Below are 16876 nucleotides of genomic sequence, written 5' to 3' on the forward strand. Positions count from 1 at the left end.
CAAAGAATCGTTATCTGGCTATGTAATGTTAATGTTAAACTAGACTGTCTAGTCTAATTAGGTGAAACTGGACTGTCTAGTCTATTTTGTGATTAAATAGTATTAAATGTTGAATGTAAGTAAAAACAATACGAGTAAAAGATGACAGATGACCATGGACTTGCCATAAATTTGGATGCGACATTATCTAAAAGTGAACAAAAACGTGTGCAGATCCTTCATGCGGCTATTGAACTTTTTTGCCAGCAAGGTTTTTCCAATACCAGTATGGATGAGGTCGCCAAGCATGCTGAGGTATCTAAGCAAACGGTTTATTCCCATTTCGGCTCCAAAGACGATCTTTTTGTCGCATCAATAGAATCAAAATGTGTGGTCCATCAACTGACTGAAAACTTGTTAGTCGATGCCACACAGCCAGAATTAGTACTGACGGTATTTGCGCAACAATTTGGCGAAATGATCGTTTCTGAAGAGGCGATTAGGGTGTTTACGACCTGTGTGGCTCAGTCAGACACTCATCCCGAGGTGTCTGAATTATTTTATAATGCAGGCCCTAAACATATTCTTAACTTAGTAAAAGAGTATTTAGTTAAAGTTAATCAGCACGGTAAGTATTATTTTGAAAATCCACATGACAGTGCCGTGAGGTTGAGCTTGATGTTGTTTGGTGAGCTGCGAATGCGTTTAGAGTTAGGCTTATCGACGGCAGATATTCTGCCTAAAAGACAGGCCTATTTGAAAGAGACAGCCCTGATGTTCTTAAGGGCACATCAAGTATAGTTTGTGACATTTTGTTAAATTAAACGCCACTTTCAATAAAAATGCATAATAATGAACTAGTTTATGTAGTATGACGTATTGATTAATCAACAAGTAACCATTATCAGTCAAGCTGAAAGGACGCCATTAATGACTAGCGCTTTTTATCCATGCCCTCAACAACGTAATCTGCTATCTAAAGCTCAGTTTGTGCCAATAATTGTTGCTTTGGTTGGCTTTAGTAGCTTGGATGTACAGGCGAGTAAACGCTCACCTTTTGAGTTGAGTGTTGCCCGCACCACAACGCAATCCGCCGATGTGGGGGACAATGGTAATGAGCTCAAACGAGATGTTTGGTTTACCAAGCTTTCTGCCGCGATGCCTTTGAATAAGCAATGGATGATTGGTGCTAATATTGGTTACGACAATCTTGATTATGGTTGGCGAGTTAACCAACAAAGTCCACTTAGAAACAGTAATGTTCCTTGGTCGTCTATAGATCAATACAGTGCGGGTTTATCGCTGATTTACCGTCCTGACAACCAATGGACCTTCTTATTTGCCCCCAAACTGCAATATGCCTATGCTAATACGGCTTCCTCATCAAATGCAGAAAGCTACGGCGTGGTTGCATCGGGGATGTACCGTTTTGAATCGGGTAATATGCTGGGCGTCGGTGTCGCGTATTTGAATGATATTACTGAAGTTCGCACCGTGCCTTATTTAGCGGTTCGCTGGCAAATTACTGACAAGTGGGTACTTGCTAACCCTTTCCAAGCTGGATTTAGCGGTCCTGCGGGGTTAGAGTTAACTTATGAGTTATCGCAAAATTGGAATTTTGGTGTCGGTAGTTCTCGTCGCACCGAGAGCTTTTTAATTGAAAATGACGATAAAGCCATCAAGATTGAAGAGTGGGTAAGCTTTTTGCGCGCGGGATGGAAAATCAGCGAAAGTGTCAGCTTAAATGCCTATGCGGGCTATTACTTTAGTGGCGACATCGAGCTCAGCAATCCCGAACTTAGCGAAGATCTCAGTAATCAAGCCGCAGCAGCACTTGCGTTTAAAGTAAACTTCTAATGTTGATTGTCAATGTGTGGTAAGTTTCATAATATTCCGCACATAGACAAAAACGCCGCGATAGTTCGCGGCGTTTTTGTAGGTTCATCATCTAAAAGTAAGTGACATCTTTAATCCGTTTTGAACGATTTTGCTGTTCATACAAATGCCAAACCTGTTTGAAATCTAGCTCAAGCTCAGTGACATAGAAGTCGCCAGAAGGATAGGTTTTAACGACTTTAGCACCGCGAATAATGCCGCTGACGGATGACTTAACACTGTCATTAGTCAGTAGCCACTCACTCACATTGCTAACCGCATCAATCTTTTGTCCATAAACCTGTTCAGCTAATTCACGATATGCCGCCACCTTAGAGGCTTGCATCGCCATCAGCATTTTATGTGATTGAATATCGCTTGGTTGAGTGGCTAAAGGTGCATAGCCTACGGCAGTAATTTTAGGAAAATGACTCGGAGGCTCAGTTTCCCATTGCACGTATTTGTCATTACTGGAACATCCCATTATGAATAAGCTTAATGCGATGAATTGCATTATATTTTTCATTGCTCATCTCCTAAAACGGTATAGCGACTTTCTTGTGTATTTTCTGTACGGTAGATAATGCCGCCACGGGTTTGTACTTTGTTGGCTGGCAATACGTAACCAGATAAGCTTTGACCTGCAACGAATGATTGCACCGCAGAAACCACTCGATTATTAGTCACATTTACCACACGGCCATTAAAACTAACGCCTTCATTGGTCAAACTGAGCGTTGAAACCAGCACATGTGATACGGGTAAATCTGTTGGCAGTAGCTCCCAATTGCGACTTAAAATCAGTTCACCGTGATCCGTTGCACGAAGCGCATTCGCCACATTCAAATCAACTAAGTTAAATTCATGGGCATGAAAAGCCGCTTGTAAGCTTTGTTGCAACTGAAAGGCTAATTCGTTGGTTTGATTAAAATCGTCACTCATAACAGGCGTCGTTATCAGCAAGGGTTGATCTGGTCTTAATGCATCATTTTGCAATACCAGTTCATTAACTAATTTTTCGGCCCAAACATTGATTTGGCCTTTTGGGGCTAAACCTGAAGCGTGAATATCATAAACCAGTTTTTCTTGGTACATGTCATTTTGGTCTTGATAGCCAATGCGCTTTCCATCTTGAACATAGTTCAAGTTTTGCGCTTGATTGACTGCGTTACTGCATCCAGCAAGACCCATTGTGGTTAGCATCAGCGCGAGAATAGAGAACTTTTGCTGCATGAGTTATTCCTTCGCTTTAGTTCAAAAAGCAATGTAATTCGATTGATAACCTTTTATCGGCATTGCAGTGATTTTCTTTACAATGATTATGCGACGACTTTCATTCTTTGGCTTGATTCATGTAAAAAAGCACACGTGCTTGACTCAGCGTTTAGGCATAGTTATTGCTTGATTGTAGATTATATAACGATGTAATCACCGTAAAATGGTGAATTTTCAAAACAGACGACAGATATCTGACGCAGGGTGAATTATGTTTCATGCATTTAAAAATCAAAATAGCACACAAACTTGGCTTAACTGGGCGCGAGTCTTCATGCTGTTACCTGTTTTTATCAGCCTTAATGGAATTGCAGAGCAAGTCGAAGTGACAGGCACAGCTAAAATCGTTAATGGTAATATGGAGAAAGCCCGTGAAGATGCCATTAATCAAGCGCTAAACTATGCCAGTTTGCGAGCTGGGGTTAACTTTTCAAGTCAGCAGCAAATTAGTCAAGGGGCGTTAACGCAAGATACCTTTTCGATGCAGCGGATGGGGGCTGCCAATAATATCGAGCTGCTAAGTGAAATGGTTAATGGTGATACACTCACAGTGATGTTGTCACTTTATGTTGATGACACAAGTCAAACCGACCAATGTAAAGCCCAATCGTTAAAAGCGGCTATTTTACTGCCGCAAATCGAAGTGGCCGATAGAAGCCAGCTTAACCATGGTCATCTATCTGGTTTCAATCAAGCGCTAACTTTTCAATTTGGTAAGTTGATAAATAGTCAGTCGGTGACCAGTTTTGCAAGAGTGCATGCGAATGAGCGTTTAGACGACACAAATGAACTTGTTAACTTTAAAGGTTATGGTATTCCAAGTTGGTTAGGTGAAATTACCGATAGTCAGTACATACTAAAAACCAAAGTGATTGACATGTCTACTGCGCCTTACACCACCAGTTTTCTAGGGTTTGTGGATGATATACCTTTAAGGCAGTTTAGTTTTGAGTTAACCCTGTATCACGGAATAAGTGGTGAAGTAGTTTGGAATGAATCTTTTGCTACCAATGCTCCGTGGGAGTTTGAACGTCAAGAAACCGTGGTACCTAATAGTCAACGTTTTTGGTCTTCCTCCTATGGCGCTGCAATTAACCAGCAACTGCAACAAAGTATTATGACATTAGATAACACCCTGAATTGCCGTCCTTTATTAGGGCAAATTATTGCAAGACAGGGTGACCGTATCATTATCAATTTAGGCCGTAAAAACGGGGTTAAATTAGGCGATAAATTTCAAATAGTTTTACAAAAAAATATGCCAGACCGCCTGAATAACATGCGCGCATTGGTGACTAAAAATCGCGCTGAAATAACTATCGACCAAGTGAGTGAAGATACTGCTACTGCAATGATTGAAGATATTGATGCTGCAGATAATATCCAGGTACATGATATAGCCATTAAGTTGTAGTCATTTTAATGCTTTATCACTCAATGTTGAGTTGATTAGTTGGTTAAAGCCAGTTGTCATTATGCTGCGGCGTTTGTTTATTAACCAATTAAATCTAAACAGTTTTAAACCTCAATAAGCCCTTTTCATCAAGGCAAAAAACAGTATAATTGAACGGTCTCTCTATAGCTCAACAGGATAGAGCAGCCGCCTCCTAAGCGGCCGATCGGGGTTCGAGTCCCTGTGGGGAGACCAGTTTTTACTACTCATACCCATTTCTATTCATCAGCACGTACCGTTCTTTTCTTTTTAACGTTATAATCTCACTCTGTGTTTTTATAGCTGGAGTGCTTCTTGTCTCATACCTACATTCCTTTTGAGTCCTACAAACGTAAATGGATTTTTAACCATAAAGATTTACCCGTGAGTGAAGAGGACAAAGCATTGATCATGCCTTTGTCTGATAAAAGTGCCATGGAAGTGTGGAATAAATGGATTAGTAACAAAAGCAGTCGTGCAGAGCAATTTGCGAAAGGTGATTGGCCTGCTAAGCAAGATGCGTGGAGTGCAACCGAGCACTGGCAATCTGCTTGGGACTCAAATGATAATTCGTTACCAGAAGCTGTGATTGAGCATATTCAATGGCCTGATGATGCAAAAGTGTATTTTTGCTATGAAAAATACCAAGTGATTGAAACCCGTTGGGATGTCTTTGTACGTAATTGGAAGTGTTTTCTGTTTTTTGATGATGGCCCATTATTGATTTCACCTAATCATAAACAAGCTTTGATGTTCGAGCAAAATGGCCAGTATAAATTAGGCATACGTGGTTAATTTATTGGATGGTTTTAGATTTTTCTTTTCCCCTTTTTAAAGAATCATTAACATGAAAATATTATCTGTTTTAACCTTAACCGCATCTTTGTTAGTCAGTCCTTTTTTACATGCAAAAATCGTTTCGGGTGTAGATGTTCAAGAGACAATAACGATTCAGTCGCAAGATCTTGTATTAAATGGTGCTGGTGTTCGAAGTAAGTTTTTTATGGATTTATATGTTGGTAGCTTATATTTACCAACCAGTCAGGATAGTTTAGCAACTGTGCTTGAGCAATCAGTTGCGGTAATTCGCTTGAATATTACGTCGGGCATGATCACCTCAGATAAAATGATTGATGCCATTAATGATGGATTTTATTCTGCAACCAATGCTGATATTTCGACTTTAAAAGCTGAAATCAGCCAGTTTATGGGATTATTCAATGCTGAAATTAAGCAAGGTGATCAATTTACGTTTGTCTTAACGAAGGACGGTGGTGTCACCAGTTTCAAGAACGACAAGCCCCAAGGTGAAGTGAAAGGTGAGTTATTTCGCCAGGCTTTGATAAAAATTTGGTTAGGTGATGAACCCGCACAGGATAGTTTGAAACAAAGTCTTTTAGGGCATTAATGCCTTATTCGATAACAGAAATGATGCGCTCGCGTCATTTCTGTATTCAGTTTAAATCTTGAATAATTTATCACATCTTTGCTGCAATCATTTTCAAGTTTTTCTAGCACTTTTAACCATGCTTATATACGTCAAAATGTTAAGTTGCAAAGGGCTGAGATTCGCCTTGATAATCTTTGGTATTTTTAAAGGCAAACATTGTTAATTTTGCATCAAAACTTAAGCTTTAAAATCATTTCCAAGGGTAGAAATCGTTGAGGTTTTACCTTTGTCATTATAGGTTAAGCTGGATGAATTACGGCTAGCTTGCAGTGCCTGTGAGAATCTATTCAAGGTTGCTAGATTTAATTCAATTAAACTGGCATTTTGCTGATTGATATTTTTGCAGTCAGCTAAAATTGCTTTTGCGGCTGTGACTTTTTCAACTAATTCAGGCTCAGTTGTTAGCAATGCATGTTCAGGATGATTTGCCAAAGATTCATCATTTGTTTTTAATGCAATGAGGCATTGTTGTTTCTCTTGGGCAAGTTTCAATAACTTGTCGGCATCTTGATCTTGTAATGCTTGTTTTTCTGCAGAGATTAATGATTTCAGCGACGTAAGAATGCCGTGCTGATGTGAAAGTAACGTTGAAAGTGCTGTCATACTGATACTCAGATTATTTTGCTTTGGAAATACCTGTCTATAACACCAATAGGTGCCGAATTCTCATGTTACTCGGTTTAGAAGAATAGACTAAAGCAAAACTGTCTTTGTAAGCCATTGCCTTAATAAAGTTAGCTATTCTTCTTTGAACTTCAGTCCACTCAGTTCTGCTTCAAAGTTTGCAATGTTGGCAGCAAGTTTTTCTGGGTCAACTTTGTAGCGACCTTCAGAGATGGCTTGTTTTATTTCAGCCACTTTCTTTTGATCTATTTCAGGTAAGCTTGCCATTTTTACCTGGGCACTTTGTAACTCTTGTGCTTGCGGTGTAATGCTTACTGAATCTGTTTTTACGTTTGCAGTTGTGGCCTGTGGAGCGGCTTTAGCTGCATTATTTGTGGTTTTTGCTTCACGCGCAGAAACTGGCGTAGGCGTAGCTGTTTTCAGTTTGTTAATGTCAATTGCCATGGTAGGCTCCAGCGTTAATTTTGGTTTTCCAAACAGGCTATCGGCACTGCGGGAAGAAACTTTAGCTTATTTTACATTCTAACTTCTACTTCGCCAACGCCAATCACTGTGGCCTCTAATTCTCTGTTTGAGTTAGCATTCTTGACTCTAATTGACTCGCCTATATTGCCATCACGCATTGCTTCACCTAATGTCTTTATCTGTAAATTTTGACTATTGGCGTAGATTGATACTGCGTCACCTTTACAAACAAAGCATAAGTGGCTGTTCAATATGGGTGTACCCTTATTAATTCTTCGTTTGGTTTTACTGCCTAAAACGTCATTAATATCGGCATAGAATTGCCCTCGAAGGCTGTACTGGTCTATATACTCGATTCGCAATTGGGATTCAGAGAGCAGGGTATCAGGTGAGATTATTTCATTACTCACTACCACAGGAAACATGACTTCGACGCGAACGGATAAATAAATTTGCCAAGGATAATCATAGTCTGGACTGTTGCAGCCAATTTTTACAGTATTGTTTCGTCCAATTTCGCGCTCGCTGGCTAATTCAGCTGTTATCGGTGTAAAACAGCGAGGCGGAGTCAGTCTGCCTTCTAAATTTTGTGGCGTAATGAGTAACTTAGCATTGGGTTCTAATTGAATTTTTTTTCTGACGACCTCTTCAGCCAATTGGCTAATGGTCGATAAGGAAGGTACGCTAGCTTCTTCATTAGCAAAAACTGCTAATGAATTGAACAATAAATAGAAAAAACACAAAAAATATACTTTCATAGTGGAGATACTAGCGTGTTTTGCTAGATTGCACCTATACTTAATTTTACCAGAAATGATGAATAAGTTGCTAAGCTGTAGTGACAATAGATTGACTGCTTTAGTAGATTATTCTTGATATATGATTTACAAGTAAGAATAAGCAAAATTTATGCCTACATAAAGTAGTCGCATAATAAAGTGCATTAATTGGTTCAGTTTACTTGCGGGTGATAATTTAACATTTTCATATTCCGACAAGATATCCCGTTTCAATTTATGTTTTGAAGCAAAACAAGCTAGTATCTAGTTATTCGGATATTTTAATAAAAAAAGGCAGTGTTATGTCGAGTATCATGGAATCCGTCAACAAACGAACTCAATTAGTTGGTCAAAACCGATTAGAGTTACTGTTATTTAAGCTTAATGGGCGTCAACGTTTTGGTATCAATGTTTTTAAAGTGAAAGAAGTACTTCAGTGCCCACCGTTAACGACTTTGCCTAAATTGAACCCGTTTGTAAAAGGCGTGGCACATATTCGTGGCGCGACTATTTCTGTTATTGATTTAAGTGCTGCAACAGGTGGTAGACCATTAACATCAACCGAAAATTGCTTCATTATTATTTCTGAATACAACCGCAGTGTGCAGGGGTTCTTAGTCAGCTCGGTTGAGCGAATTATTAATATGAATTGGGCAGCTATTATGCCTCCGCCTCAGGGCGCGGGTCGTTATTCATATTTAACTGCAGTTACGGAAATAGAAGGTGAACTGGTTGAGATTTTAGATGTTGAGAAAATTCTTGATGAAATATCTCCCGTTAAAACGGCAATCAGTGAAGAGGTCAATAATCAATTAACCATTGATAGAGAACAGCATTACCACATCATGGTGATTGATGACTCTGCGGTTGCTCGTAAGCAGATTATCCGCTCTCTCGAATCACTTAAGTTGCAAATAGATACCGCAAAAGATGGTCGAGAAGCATTGGACAAACTCAAGAGTATTGCCAAAGAGATGGATGATGTTTCTTTAGAGATCCCTTTGATTATTTCAGATATTGAAATGCCAGAAATGGACGGGTATACCCTGACTGCTGAAATTAGAGATGATCCAAAACTGAAAAACATTAAAGTCGTGCTGCACACTTCATTAAGTGGGGTGTTTAATCAGGCGATGGTACAAAAAGTTGGCGCGAATGATTTTATTGCAAAATTTAATCCAGATGAATTAGCCGCTGCAGTTAACAAACATTTAAGTTTATAATCATCGTCTATTGTTCGCAGTAGATAACATGGCAAGTTCATGGGTATTGGTAGTTCGTCAAAGTCATAGTGACATAGGGCTACAATCACTCATTATATTAGGATGTGAATGTGACAGATAAATCACTCGCAGAAGCAGAATATAATCAATTTAGGTTGTTTTTAGAACAACATAGCGGCATCGTATTAGGTGAAAACAAACAATATCTAGTGCGTAGCCGTCTTGCGCCGTTAATGGGCAAATACAATTTACCTTCACTATCTGAAGTGGTTAAACATTCAATGAAACCGACAGAACGCCAATTGCGTGCTGAGGTTATTGACGCTATGACTACCAATGAAACCCTATGGTTTCGTGATCGTTATCCTTTTGATTTATTGCACAATACTTTATTGCCAGACTACTCTAAATTAGGCCGACCATTACGTATTTGGTCTGCAGCGTGCTCTTCTGGACAAGAGCCATACTCATTAGCGATGACAGCTTTAGAATATCAACAGCGAAAACCAGGTGCCTTGCCTGGAGGGATCACTATTCAGGCAACCGATTTGTCTCCATCGATGTTAGAACGTTGTAAGAATGCAGAATATGATGGTTTAGCGTTAGCACGTGGGTTATCTGAAGAACGTAAACGTCAGTTTTTTGATGCTTTACCTAACGGCAATATGAAAATCAAAGATAATGTGAAGCGTTTAGTTAACTTTAGAGCCCATAACTTACTTGAAAGTTATACGCTTCTGGGTAAGTACGACATCATATTTTGCCGTAATGTGCTGATTTATTTTGCCCCTGAGGCAAAGGCGAAAATATTGCGGCAATTTGCTGCCGCATTAAATCCAAAAGGGATTTTATTCCTTGGTGCGTCAGAATCTATTGCTGGATTAACGGATGAATTTGATATGGTTCGTTGTAATCCTGGCATTTATTATCAAAAGAAAATGTAATTAATCTATTGAAAAGCATGCGTTATTGTTGATACATGCTTTCTTCCCACTATTTCTCTTCTAATAACAAATAATTGGCATAACCTTTGCTTTGTAACTATCAGTTAGCTGATGGAGGCAATTTTATGGCGATTAATTTTGATAATGCACTTGGGGTACATCAATACTCTTTAGGTGTAAGGGCGCAACGCGCTGAAGTATTATCAAGCAACATAGCGAATGCAAATACCCCAGGGTATAAAGCGCGTGATGTCGATTTTGCCTCTGCGATGCAAGCAGCAAGTTCTCGTCAAAAAGGTTTGACGATGAGCGCTTCTAACGAAAAACATTTCGATTTAACTGCGCTCAGCCAACAGCATGTCAAGTTTCGTGTGCCAAACCAGCCTGATACTGGTGATGGTAATACGGTCGATATGCAGCAAGAACAATCAGCCTTTATGCAAAACTCTCTAGAATACCAAATGTCATTAGGATTTTTAGAAAGTAAGTTTTCAGGAATGCGTAAAGCATTGCGAGGTGATTAATTATGAGCTTATTTAATATTTTTGATGTAGCAGGCTCAGGTATGACGGCTCAGTCTGTCAGACTTAATACCACGGCAAGTAATATTGCTAACGCAGACTCTGTCTCAAGTAGCATTGATAAAACATACCGAGCTCGCCATCCTGTTTTTGAAGCTGAAATGGCTAAAGCTAATCATCAGCAATCCGGTGCTCACCGCGTAAATGTCAGTGGCATTGTTGAAAGTGATAAGCCATTGATGAAAGAGTTCGCACCTGATCATCCTATGGCAGATGGTGATGGGTTTATCTACAAGCCAAATGTGAATGTCATGGAAGAGATGGCTGATATGATTTCGGCATCACGTTCGTATCAAATGAATGTTCAAGTGGCTGATGCAGCAAAATCTATGTTGCAACAAACACTTAGAATGGGTAAGTAGCATGACTATTATTGGAGGTAAGTTGTGAGCCTCGTTAATCCTTATAGCAGTCAGTCCTTGCCGCAACAGGCATCGACAACAAACAACACTGGAACGGTAACTAAAAATACCGTGCAGTCAAATTCGACTACCACAAGCACTGGTAATCCTTTCTTAGACGGAATTCGTTTACCTGAGAAACCAGAAACACCTGAAGCAAACGATCAAATGCTGACGCAAGAGGACTTTTTTGCGTTGCTCAGTCAACAGCTTTCTATGCAAGATCCTTTTAAGCCTGTTGATAATGATCAAATGATTGCCCAAATGGCATCGTTTTCTACGGTTGATGGTATTGCTAATCTAAATAAAGAAATTTTGAATCTCAATAGCGTAATGAGTTCAAGTCAAGCATTACAAGCCTCAAGTTTAGTGGGTCGAAAAGTCTTAATCCCATCTGATACGGGGGCAATTAGTGCAGGCAGCTCTGAAATTAAAGGTGTGGTAAGCACACCCGAAGCAATTGATAAGATTACGATTCGAATAGAAGATGACGCAGGTCAGTTGATTAAAACCTATGAAATTGATGGCAGTGCTGGTGGTAATGTGGATGTTGCCTGGGATGGATTAGATAAAAATGGTGAGCCAGTTGCTGAGGGGACTTACTCCATCAAAGCAAGCGGCAAAGTTGATGGTCAATCACAAGATTTACCGGTTTCTACTTATGCGCATGTTACCAGCGTGTCATTAGGTACCGCCGCTACTGGGGCTATTTTGAATTTACGGGGTATTGGCGGCATTAAGTTGTCCGACGTACTCGCGGTATCAGAATCTTAAAATTTAACTTGTGACAAAATTTTGTCATTAAAGAAAACCTGATTATTCGAGGTGAAATATGTCTTTCAACATCGCACTGAGTGGTATTGCTGCCGCTCAAAAAGATTTAAATACCACAGCCAACAATATTGCTAACGTCAATACGATTGGTTTTAAAGAATCTCGCGCCGAATTTGCGGATGTTTACGCCAATTCAATCTTCTCAAACAGTAAAACGGCTGTGGGTGGTGGTACAACAACGACTCAGGTGGCGCAACAATTTCACCAGGGAAGCCTGCAATTTACCAGTAACTCATTAGATATGGCGATCAGCGGCGGTGGCTTTTTTGTTACCTCATCAGAGCTTGGCACCCGTGATCAGTCATTTACTCGTGCAGGTGCGTTTAAAGTCGACTCAGCAAATTATATGGTCGATTCTGCGGGTAATTTTTTACAAGGTTTTCCAGTAGATAAAGATGGTAATTCCACTTCAGTGAGTTTAACGACCACTCAGCCTATTAAAATACCTGACACAGCAGGTAGTCCTGTTATGTCAGGCAAAGTTGGCTTGCAAATGAATCTAAACGTAGGTGAGTCAGCCCTAGATCCAGCGGCATTTGATCCAACTAACCCAGATACCTTTAATAATTCGACCTCAGTAACGATTTACGATTCATTGGGTGAATCACACATTATGACAACTTACTTCATTAAACCTGAAGATGGGTCATATACAGGAGAAAGTAACTGGGTTGCCTACTATGCTGTTGATGGTAAACCTGTCAATTTGGATGGTGCGGCAGGGCAGTATAGTGTTGACACAACTGGCGATGGTATTGTTGATGGTTCACGTACAGCGCAAACTGCTGGTGGTTGGACTGGTGCTGTTATCAAATTTAATGATGCAGGTGCTTATACTGGTAGCGATCCCGCTGTGATAAAAACCCAAGAGCTTGGTGTAACAGGTGCAAATGTATTAGGCCCTGGCGCAGATGGTACACAAACGGTTACTGTTAACTTTAATAACCCCACTCAATATGCATCTCCATTTGAAGTGACTGAGTTAACTCAAGATGGTACCACGGTTGGGCGTTTGACTAACGTGGGAATTGGCGCCGATGGACTTGTTACCGCAAGCTATAGCAATGGTTCAACTGTGCCACTTTCAAGAGTTGCACTAGTGAGATTTGCCAATGAACAAGGCTTAACACAAGTGGGTAATACGTCTTGGAAAGCAAGTTTGGATTCAGGTCCTGCTTTAGCGGGTGAAGCGAATAGTGGTACCTTTGGTAGCATTCGTTCTTCAGCGCTTGAGCAATCAAACGTTGATTTAACCACTGAATTAGTTGATTTGATTTCAGCACAACGTAACTTCCAGGCCAACTCAAGAACGCTTGAAGTGAACAACACCTTAAACCAAACTGTGTTACAGATCAGATAATTTAAGGTTGTTAATTCTCAAGGGCAAATAGTTGCTGTGATCAAAGGTGTTGCCATTAGCGGCAACACCTTGCCTATTTTAGTTACTCATTAACCTCCATAAATGTTATCGGTGTTTTTTTGACACTGTATATTCAGACTCCCGCATTATTAATCCTGCCTTTATCATAAAATCAATGCCTTACGTAAATTAAAATTATTGGCACTCCACTTGCATTAACTAGTTAATCTCTTTACTTGAAGCATTATTGACGGAGTGGCAAATGGACAAATTTTTGTATGTTGCAATGAGCGGCGCAAAACAAGGCATGAATGCTTTAGCGGTTCGTGCCAACAATTTAGCCAATGCCAACACTGATGGTTTTAAGTCTGACATGACCCAAGCAAGAGCAATGCAAGCTTTTGGTGAAGGCTTACCTACTCGAGTGTTTTCGATGATTGAAAGCCCTGGCACTAACTTCTCGTCAGGACCAATTAAAAGCACCGGACGGGATTTAGACATTGCCATAAAAGGGGATGGTTGGATTGCGGTTCAGGCAGCCGATGGTTCAGAAGCTTATACCCGAGCAGGCAGTTTGAAATTTGATAACACAGGGTTGCTCATCAATAGCCGCAATACACCCATTATGGGCGATGCTGGGCCGATTGTGTTACCGCTTCCTATTGATAAAGTGCAAATTTCGCCAGAAGGGATTATTTCAGTTAGACCACAAGGTGCAACGGCTGAAGTGATTGAAGAAGTCGCCAGGATCAAGTTTGTTAATCCAGGCAACGATCAAATGATGCGCGGTGAAGATGGATTGTTCCGTTTAATGTCAGGATTACCTGCTCCCAAAGACCCAATGGTTCAAGTAGAAAGCGGTGCTATTGAGGGCAGTAATGTTAATCCGGTGCATGAAATGGTGGCGATGATCGATATTCAACGCCAATACGAAATGCAAGTCAAAATGATGAAAAATGCGGAAGAAGCCGATCGTTCTTCTTCGTCGTTATTAAGAATTGGTTAGGAGTCTTAATTATGCATCCAGCTCTGTGGATTAGTAAAACGGGTTTAGACGCCCAGCAAACCGATATTGCGGTGATCTCTAATAACGTCGCCAACGCCAGTACAATCGGCTATAAAAAAAGCCGCGCGGTGTTTGAAGATTTGCTTTATCAAACTATCAACCAGGCCGGTGGGATCAGTGCCGACAATACTAAATTACCTAATGGCTTAAATTTAGGGGCGGGTACTAAAGTGGTTGCAACCCAAAAAATGTTTACTCAGGGCAACATGCTAACGACTGATAACTCGTTAGATTTAATGATTGAAGGTCCTGGATTTTTTGAAGTTCAAATGCCAGATGGTACGGCGGCTTATACTCGTAATGGTCAATTTAGCCTTGATGATACCGGACAGATTGTCACGCCGGGTTCAGGTTACGTGCTTCAGCCTCCAATCACTATTCCTGAAGATGCAATGAGTATTACCGTATCTGCCGAAGGTGAAGTCTCGGTCAAGTTAGCAGGGGCGACAGACAGTCAAACCATTGGTCAGCTCACCATGACAGATTTTATTAATCCATCTGGGTTAGACCCTCTCGGTCAAAATTTATATACCGAAACCGGCGCCAGCGGCACACCTATTCAAGGGACAGCATCCTTAGATGGTTTAGGGGCTATTCGTCAGGGGGCGTTGGAAACATCTAACGTCAATGTGACCGAAGAGTTGGTTAATTTAATTCAAAGCCAGCGGATCTATGAAATGAACTCAAAAGTGATTTCGGCGGTCGATCAAATGCTGTCTTACGTTAACCAAAACCTATAAGGGGGCGGTGATGAGTAAATACCTAGCGTTAGCAGCCATGCTGCTGTTGGTCGGTTGCAGTTCTACTCAGAAGAAACCGATCCCGGATGATCCGTTTTATGCGCCGGTTTATCCAGAAGAACCACGCACTCAAACAGTGGCTACTGGTTCTATTTATTTGGACTCGCAAGCATCCAGTTTGTACTCGGATATTCGCGCCCATAAAGTTGGCGATATCATTACAGTGGTACTTAAAGAGTCTACCCAAGCCTCAAAAAGCGCAAATAATGAATTGAAAAAAGGTAGCGATTTAAGCGTTGACCCTATTTATGCAGGTGGGGGTAATGTCACGATTAAAGGGGTGCCATTAGATTTACGTTACTCCGATAGTATGAACACCAAGCGTGAAGCGGATGCTGATCAATCAAACAGTTTAGATGGCAGCATTTCAGCAAACGTGATGCAAGTTTTAGGTAACGGCAATTTAGTTATTCGCGGCGAAAAGTGGATATCGATTAATAATGGCGACGAATTTATTCGCGTGACCGGTATTGTACGTAGCCAAGATATTACGCCCGACAACACCATTGAATCAACGCGTGTAGCGAATGCTCGAATTCAATATAGCGGTACAGGCACTTTTGCCGACACTCAAAAAGTGGGCTGGTTAAGCTCGTTCTTTATGGGTGAGTGGTGGCCTTTCTAAGGGGTATTTCATGAACATTAAACCTATTTTAGTCATGTTATTGACAGCATGTGTGGTTATCTCCTCACCTGCCAATGCGCAGCGAATTAAAGACATTGCCAACGTTCAGGGTGTACGTAATAACCAATTAGTGGGTTATGGGATCGTGGTGGGTTTACCAGGTACTGGTGAAAAAACACGCTACACAGAACAAACGTTTAAAACCATGCTAAAAAACTTTGGGATTAATTTACCAGATTCGGTTAGACCCAAAGTCAAAAACGTGGCTGTGGTTGCTGTTCATGCGGATATGCCAGCATTTATCAAGCCGGGTCAAACACTTGATGTCACGGTTTCGAGTATTGGTGAAGCAAAAAGTTTACGTGGTGGCACCTTATTACAAACGTTTTTAAAAGGGGTTGACGGCAATGTTTATGCTATTGCTCAGGGCAGTCTTGTTGTAAGTGGTTTTAGTGCAGAAGGATTAGATGGCTCTCAAGTTATTCAAAATACCCCCACAGTAGGGCGGATACCCAGTGGTGCTATTGTAGAACGAAGCGTGTTGTCACCTTTTGCCAGCGGTGATCATTTAACCTTTAATCTGCGTCGTGCTGACTTTTCAACCGCTAAAAGAACCGCGGATGCCATCAATGATTTACTTGGGCCCGGTATGGCGCGAGCTTTAGATGCCAGTTCAGTTCAAGTCAGTGCGCCAAGAGATGCTTCTCAACGCGTATCATTTTTAGCGACGTTAGAAAATATTGAAGTCGAACCTGCGGATGAATCGGCCAAAGTGATTGTTAATTCCCGTACTGGCACCATTGTTGTTGGCAAAAACGTGCAGTTATTGCCTGCCGCAGTGACTCACGGTGGACTTACTGTCACCATCGCAGAGGCCACACAAGTGTCTCAACCCAATGCATTAGCTGGTGGTCAAACCGTGGTGACCAGCAATAGCACCATAGATGTTGAACAAAGCGATCGCCGCATGTTTATGTTTAATCCTGGTACCACGCTAGATGAGTTAGTGCGTGCGGTAAATCTCGTCGGCGCGGCCCCTTCTGACGTGTTAGCAATACTTGAAGCGTTAAAGATGGCAGGCGCTTTGCATGGTGAACTTATCATCATCTAAAAATTGTCACTTTTTACGCGTTAGACAATTTAATAAGCCGACATCTGTAACG

20 protein-coding genes and 1 tRNA gene are annotated in these 16876 nt (G+C 40.9%); 16 read left to right on the forward strand and 5 right to left on the reverse strand.

Features of this window, described 5'->3' with window-relative positions:
* Window positions 1-141: 141 nt before the first annotated feature.
* Together OHT75_RS13885 and OHT75_RS13890 are read left to right on the forward strand one after the other, a co-directional pair.
* Complete coding sequence (locus tag OHT75_RS13885; protein ID WP_264727570.1) at window positions 142-780, forward strand: TetR/AcrR family transcriptional regulator; 639 nt, start codon at window positions 142-144, stop codon at window positions 778-780.
* 129 nt (window positions 781-909) lie between these two features.
* A complete protein-coding gene (locus OHT75_RS13890) occupies window positions 910-1836 on the forward strand; it encodes a DUF6268 family outer membrane beta-barrel protein (RefSeq protein WP_264727572.1) in 927 nt (308 codons plus the stop codon).
* Between the two features lie 91 nt (window positions 1837-1927).
* Here the strand turns inward: OHT75_RS13890 and OHT75_RS13895 are convergent, their stop codons facing one another.
* Window positions 1928-2380 (reverse strand): LPP20 family lipoprotein, encoded by a 453-nt coding sequence (locus OHT75_RS13895; protein WP_264727574.1) that lies wholly within the window; start codon window positions 2378-2380, stop codon window positions 1928-1930.
* Window positions 2377-3087: a FlgO family outer membrane protein gene (locus tag OHT75_RS13900; protein ID WP_264727576.1), complete on the reverse strand. Its 711-nt coding sequence runs from the start codon at window positions 3085-3087 to the stop codon at window positions 2377-2379. The genes OHT75_RS13895 and OHT75_RS13900 overlap by 4 nt, the downstream gene beginning before the upstream one ends.
* A gap of 253 nt (window positions 3088-3340) precedes the next feature.
* Here OHT75_RS13900 and OHT75_RS13905 point away from each other — a divergent pair, with 253 nt between their 5' ends.
* The 4 genes from OHT75_RS13905 (at window position 3341) to OHT75_RS13920 (ending at window position 5969) form a co-directional block, all read left to right on the forward strand.
* On the forward strand, window positions 3341-4543 hold the full coding sequence (locus OHT75_RS13905; RefSeq protein WP_406682025.1) for a flagellar assembly protein FlgT: 1203 nt from the start codon (window positions 3341-3343) through the stop codon (window positions 4541-4543).
* A 158-nt stretch (window positions 4544-4701) separates the two neighbouring features.
* Window positions 4702-4777, forward strand: a tRNA-Arg gene (locus OHT75_RS13910).
* 99 nt (window positions 4778-4876) lie between these two features.
* Complete coding sequence (locus OHT75_RS13915; protein ID WP_264727578.1) at window positions 4877-5356, forward strand: DUF2947 domain-containing protein; 480 nt, start codon at window positions 4877-4879, stop codon at window positions 5354-5356.
* Between the two features lie 52 nt (window positions 5357-5408).
* Window positions 5409-5969 (forward strand): chalcone isomerase family protein, encoded by a 561-nt coding sequence (locus OHT75_RS13920; RefSeq protein ID WP_264727580.1) that lies wholly within the window; start codon window positions 5409-5411, stop codon window positions 5967-5969.
* 219 nt (window positions 5970-6188) lie between these two features.
* Here OHT75_RS13920 and OHT75_RS13925 read toward each other — a convergent pair whose 3' ends face one another.
* From OHT75_RS13925 to flgA, 3 genes are all read right to left on the reverse strand, one after another.
* Window positions 6189-6614: a flagella synthesis protein FlgN gene (locus OHT75_RS13925; protein ID WP_264727582.1), complete on the reverse strand. Its 426-nt coding sequence runs from the start codon at window positions 6612-6614 to the stop codon at window positions 6189-6191.
* Between the two features lie 135 nt (window positions 6615-6749).
* Window positions 6750-7079, reverse strand: coding sequence for a flagellar biosynthesis anti-sigma factor FlgM (gene flgM, locus OHT75_RS13930; protein WP_264727584.1), 330 nt, complete (start codon window positions 7077-7079; stop codon window positions 6750-6752).
* Window positions 7080-7150: 71 nt separating this feature from the next.
* Window positions 7151-7858, reverse strand: coding sequence for a flagellar basal body P-ring formation chaperone FlgA (gene flgA / locus OHT75_RS13935; RefSeq protein WP_264727586.1), 708 nt, complete (start codon window positions 7856-7858; stop codon window positions 7151-7153).
* A 323-nt stretch (window positions 7859-8181) separates the two neighbouring features.
* On the opposite strand from flgA, the gene OHT75_RS13940 reads away from it, so the two are divergent.
* The 10 genes from OHT75_RS13940 to OHT75_RS13985 all read left to right on the forward strand — a co-directional run bounded on the left by OHT75_RS13940 (window position 8182) and on the right by OHT75_RS13985 (window position 16824).
* Entirely contained in the window at window positions 8182-9102 is a 921-nt protein-coding gene (locus tag OHT75_RS13940) for a chemotaxis protein CheV (RefSeq protein ID WP_264727588.1), read from the forward strand.
* Window positions 9103-9206: 104 nt separating this feature from the next.
* A complete protein-coding gene (locus OHT75_RS13945) occupies window positions 9207-10046 on the forward strand; it encodes a CheR family methyltransferase (protein ID WP_264727590.1) in 840 nt (279 codons plus the stop codon).
* Between the two features lie 125 nt (window positions 10047-10171).
* A complete protein-coding gene (gene flgB, locus OHT75_RS13950) occupies window positions 10172-10570 on the forward strand; it encodes a flagellar basal body rod protein FlgB (protein ID WP_264727592.1) in 399 nt (132 codons plus the stop codon).
* Window positions 10571-10572: 2 nt separating this feature from the next.
* Window positions 10573-10989 (forward strand): flagellar basal body rod protein FlgC, encoded by a 417-nt coding sequence (gene flgC / locus OHT75_RS13955; protein ID WP_261298038.1) that lies wholly within the window; start codon window positions 10573-10575, stop codon window positions 10987-10989.
* Window positions 10990-11013: 24 nt separating this feature from the next.
* A complete protein-coding gene (gene flgD, locus OHT75_RS13960; RefSeq protein ID WP_264727598.1) occupies window positions 11014-11802 on the forward strand; it encodes a flagellar hook assembly protein FlgD in 789 nt (262 codons plus the stop codon).
* A 58-nt stretch (window positions 11803-11860) separates the two neighbouring features.
* Window positions 11861-13222, forward strand: coding sequence for a flagellar hook protein FlgE (flgE, locus tag OHT75_RS13965; protein ID WP_264727600.1), 1362 nt, complete (start codon window positions 11861-11863; stop codon window positions 13220-13222).
* Window positions 13223-13484: 262 nt separating this feature from the next.
* Entirely contained in the window at window positions 13485-14228 is a 744-nt protein-coding gene (gene flgF, locus OHT75_RS13970; RefSeq protein ID WP_264727601.1) for a flagellar basal-body rod protein FlgF, read from the forward strand.
* A gap of 11 nt (window positions 14229-14239) precedes the next feature.
* A complete protein-coding gene (gene flgG, locus OHT75_RS13975) occupies window positions 14240-15028 on the forward strand; it encodes a flagellar basal-body rod protein FlgG (RefSeq protein ID WP_261298035.1) in 789 nt (262 codons plus the stop codon).
* A 10-nt stretch (window positions 15029-15038) separates the two neighbouring features.
* Window positions 15039-15713 (forward strand): flagellar basal body L-ring protein FlgH, encoded by a 675-nt coding sequence (gene flgH / locus OHT75_RS13980; protein ID WP_264727603.1) that lies wholly within the window; start codon window positions 15039-15041, stop codon window positions 15711-15713.
* A gap of 34 nt (window positions 15714-15747) precedes the next feature.
* Window positions 15748-16824, forward strand: a complete 1077-nt coding sequence (locus OHT75_RS13985) for a flagellar basal body P-ring protein FlgI (RefSeq protein WP_406682029.1) — start codon at window positions 15748-15750, stop codon at window positions 16822-16824.
* Window positions 16825-16876 lie beyond the last annotated feature (52 nt).

It is taken from the genome of Shewanella subflava (assembly GCF_025971955.1).
GTDB classification, from domain to species: Bacteria; Pseudomonadota; Gammaproteobacteria; order Enterobacterales; family Shewanellaceae; genus Shewanella; species Shewanella subflava.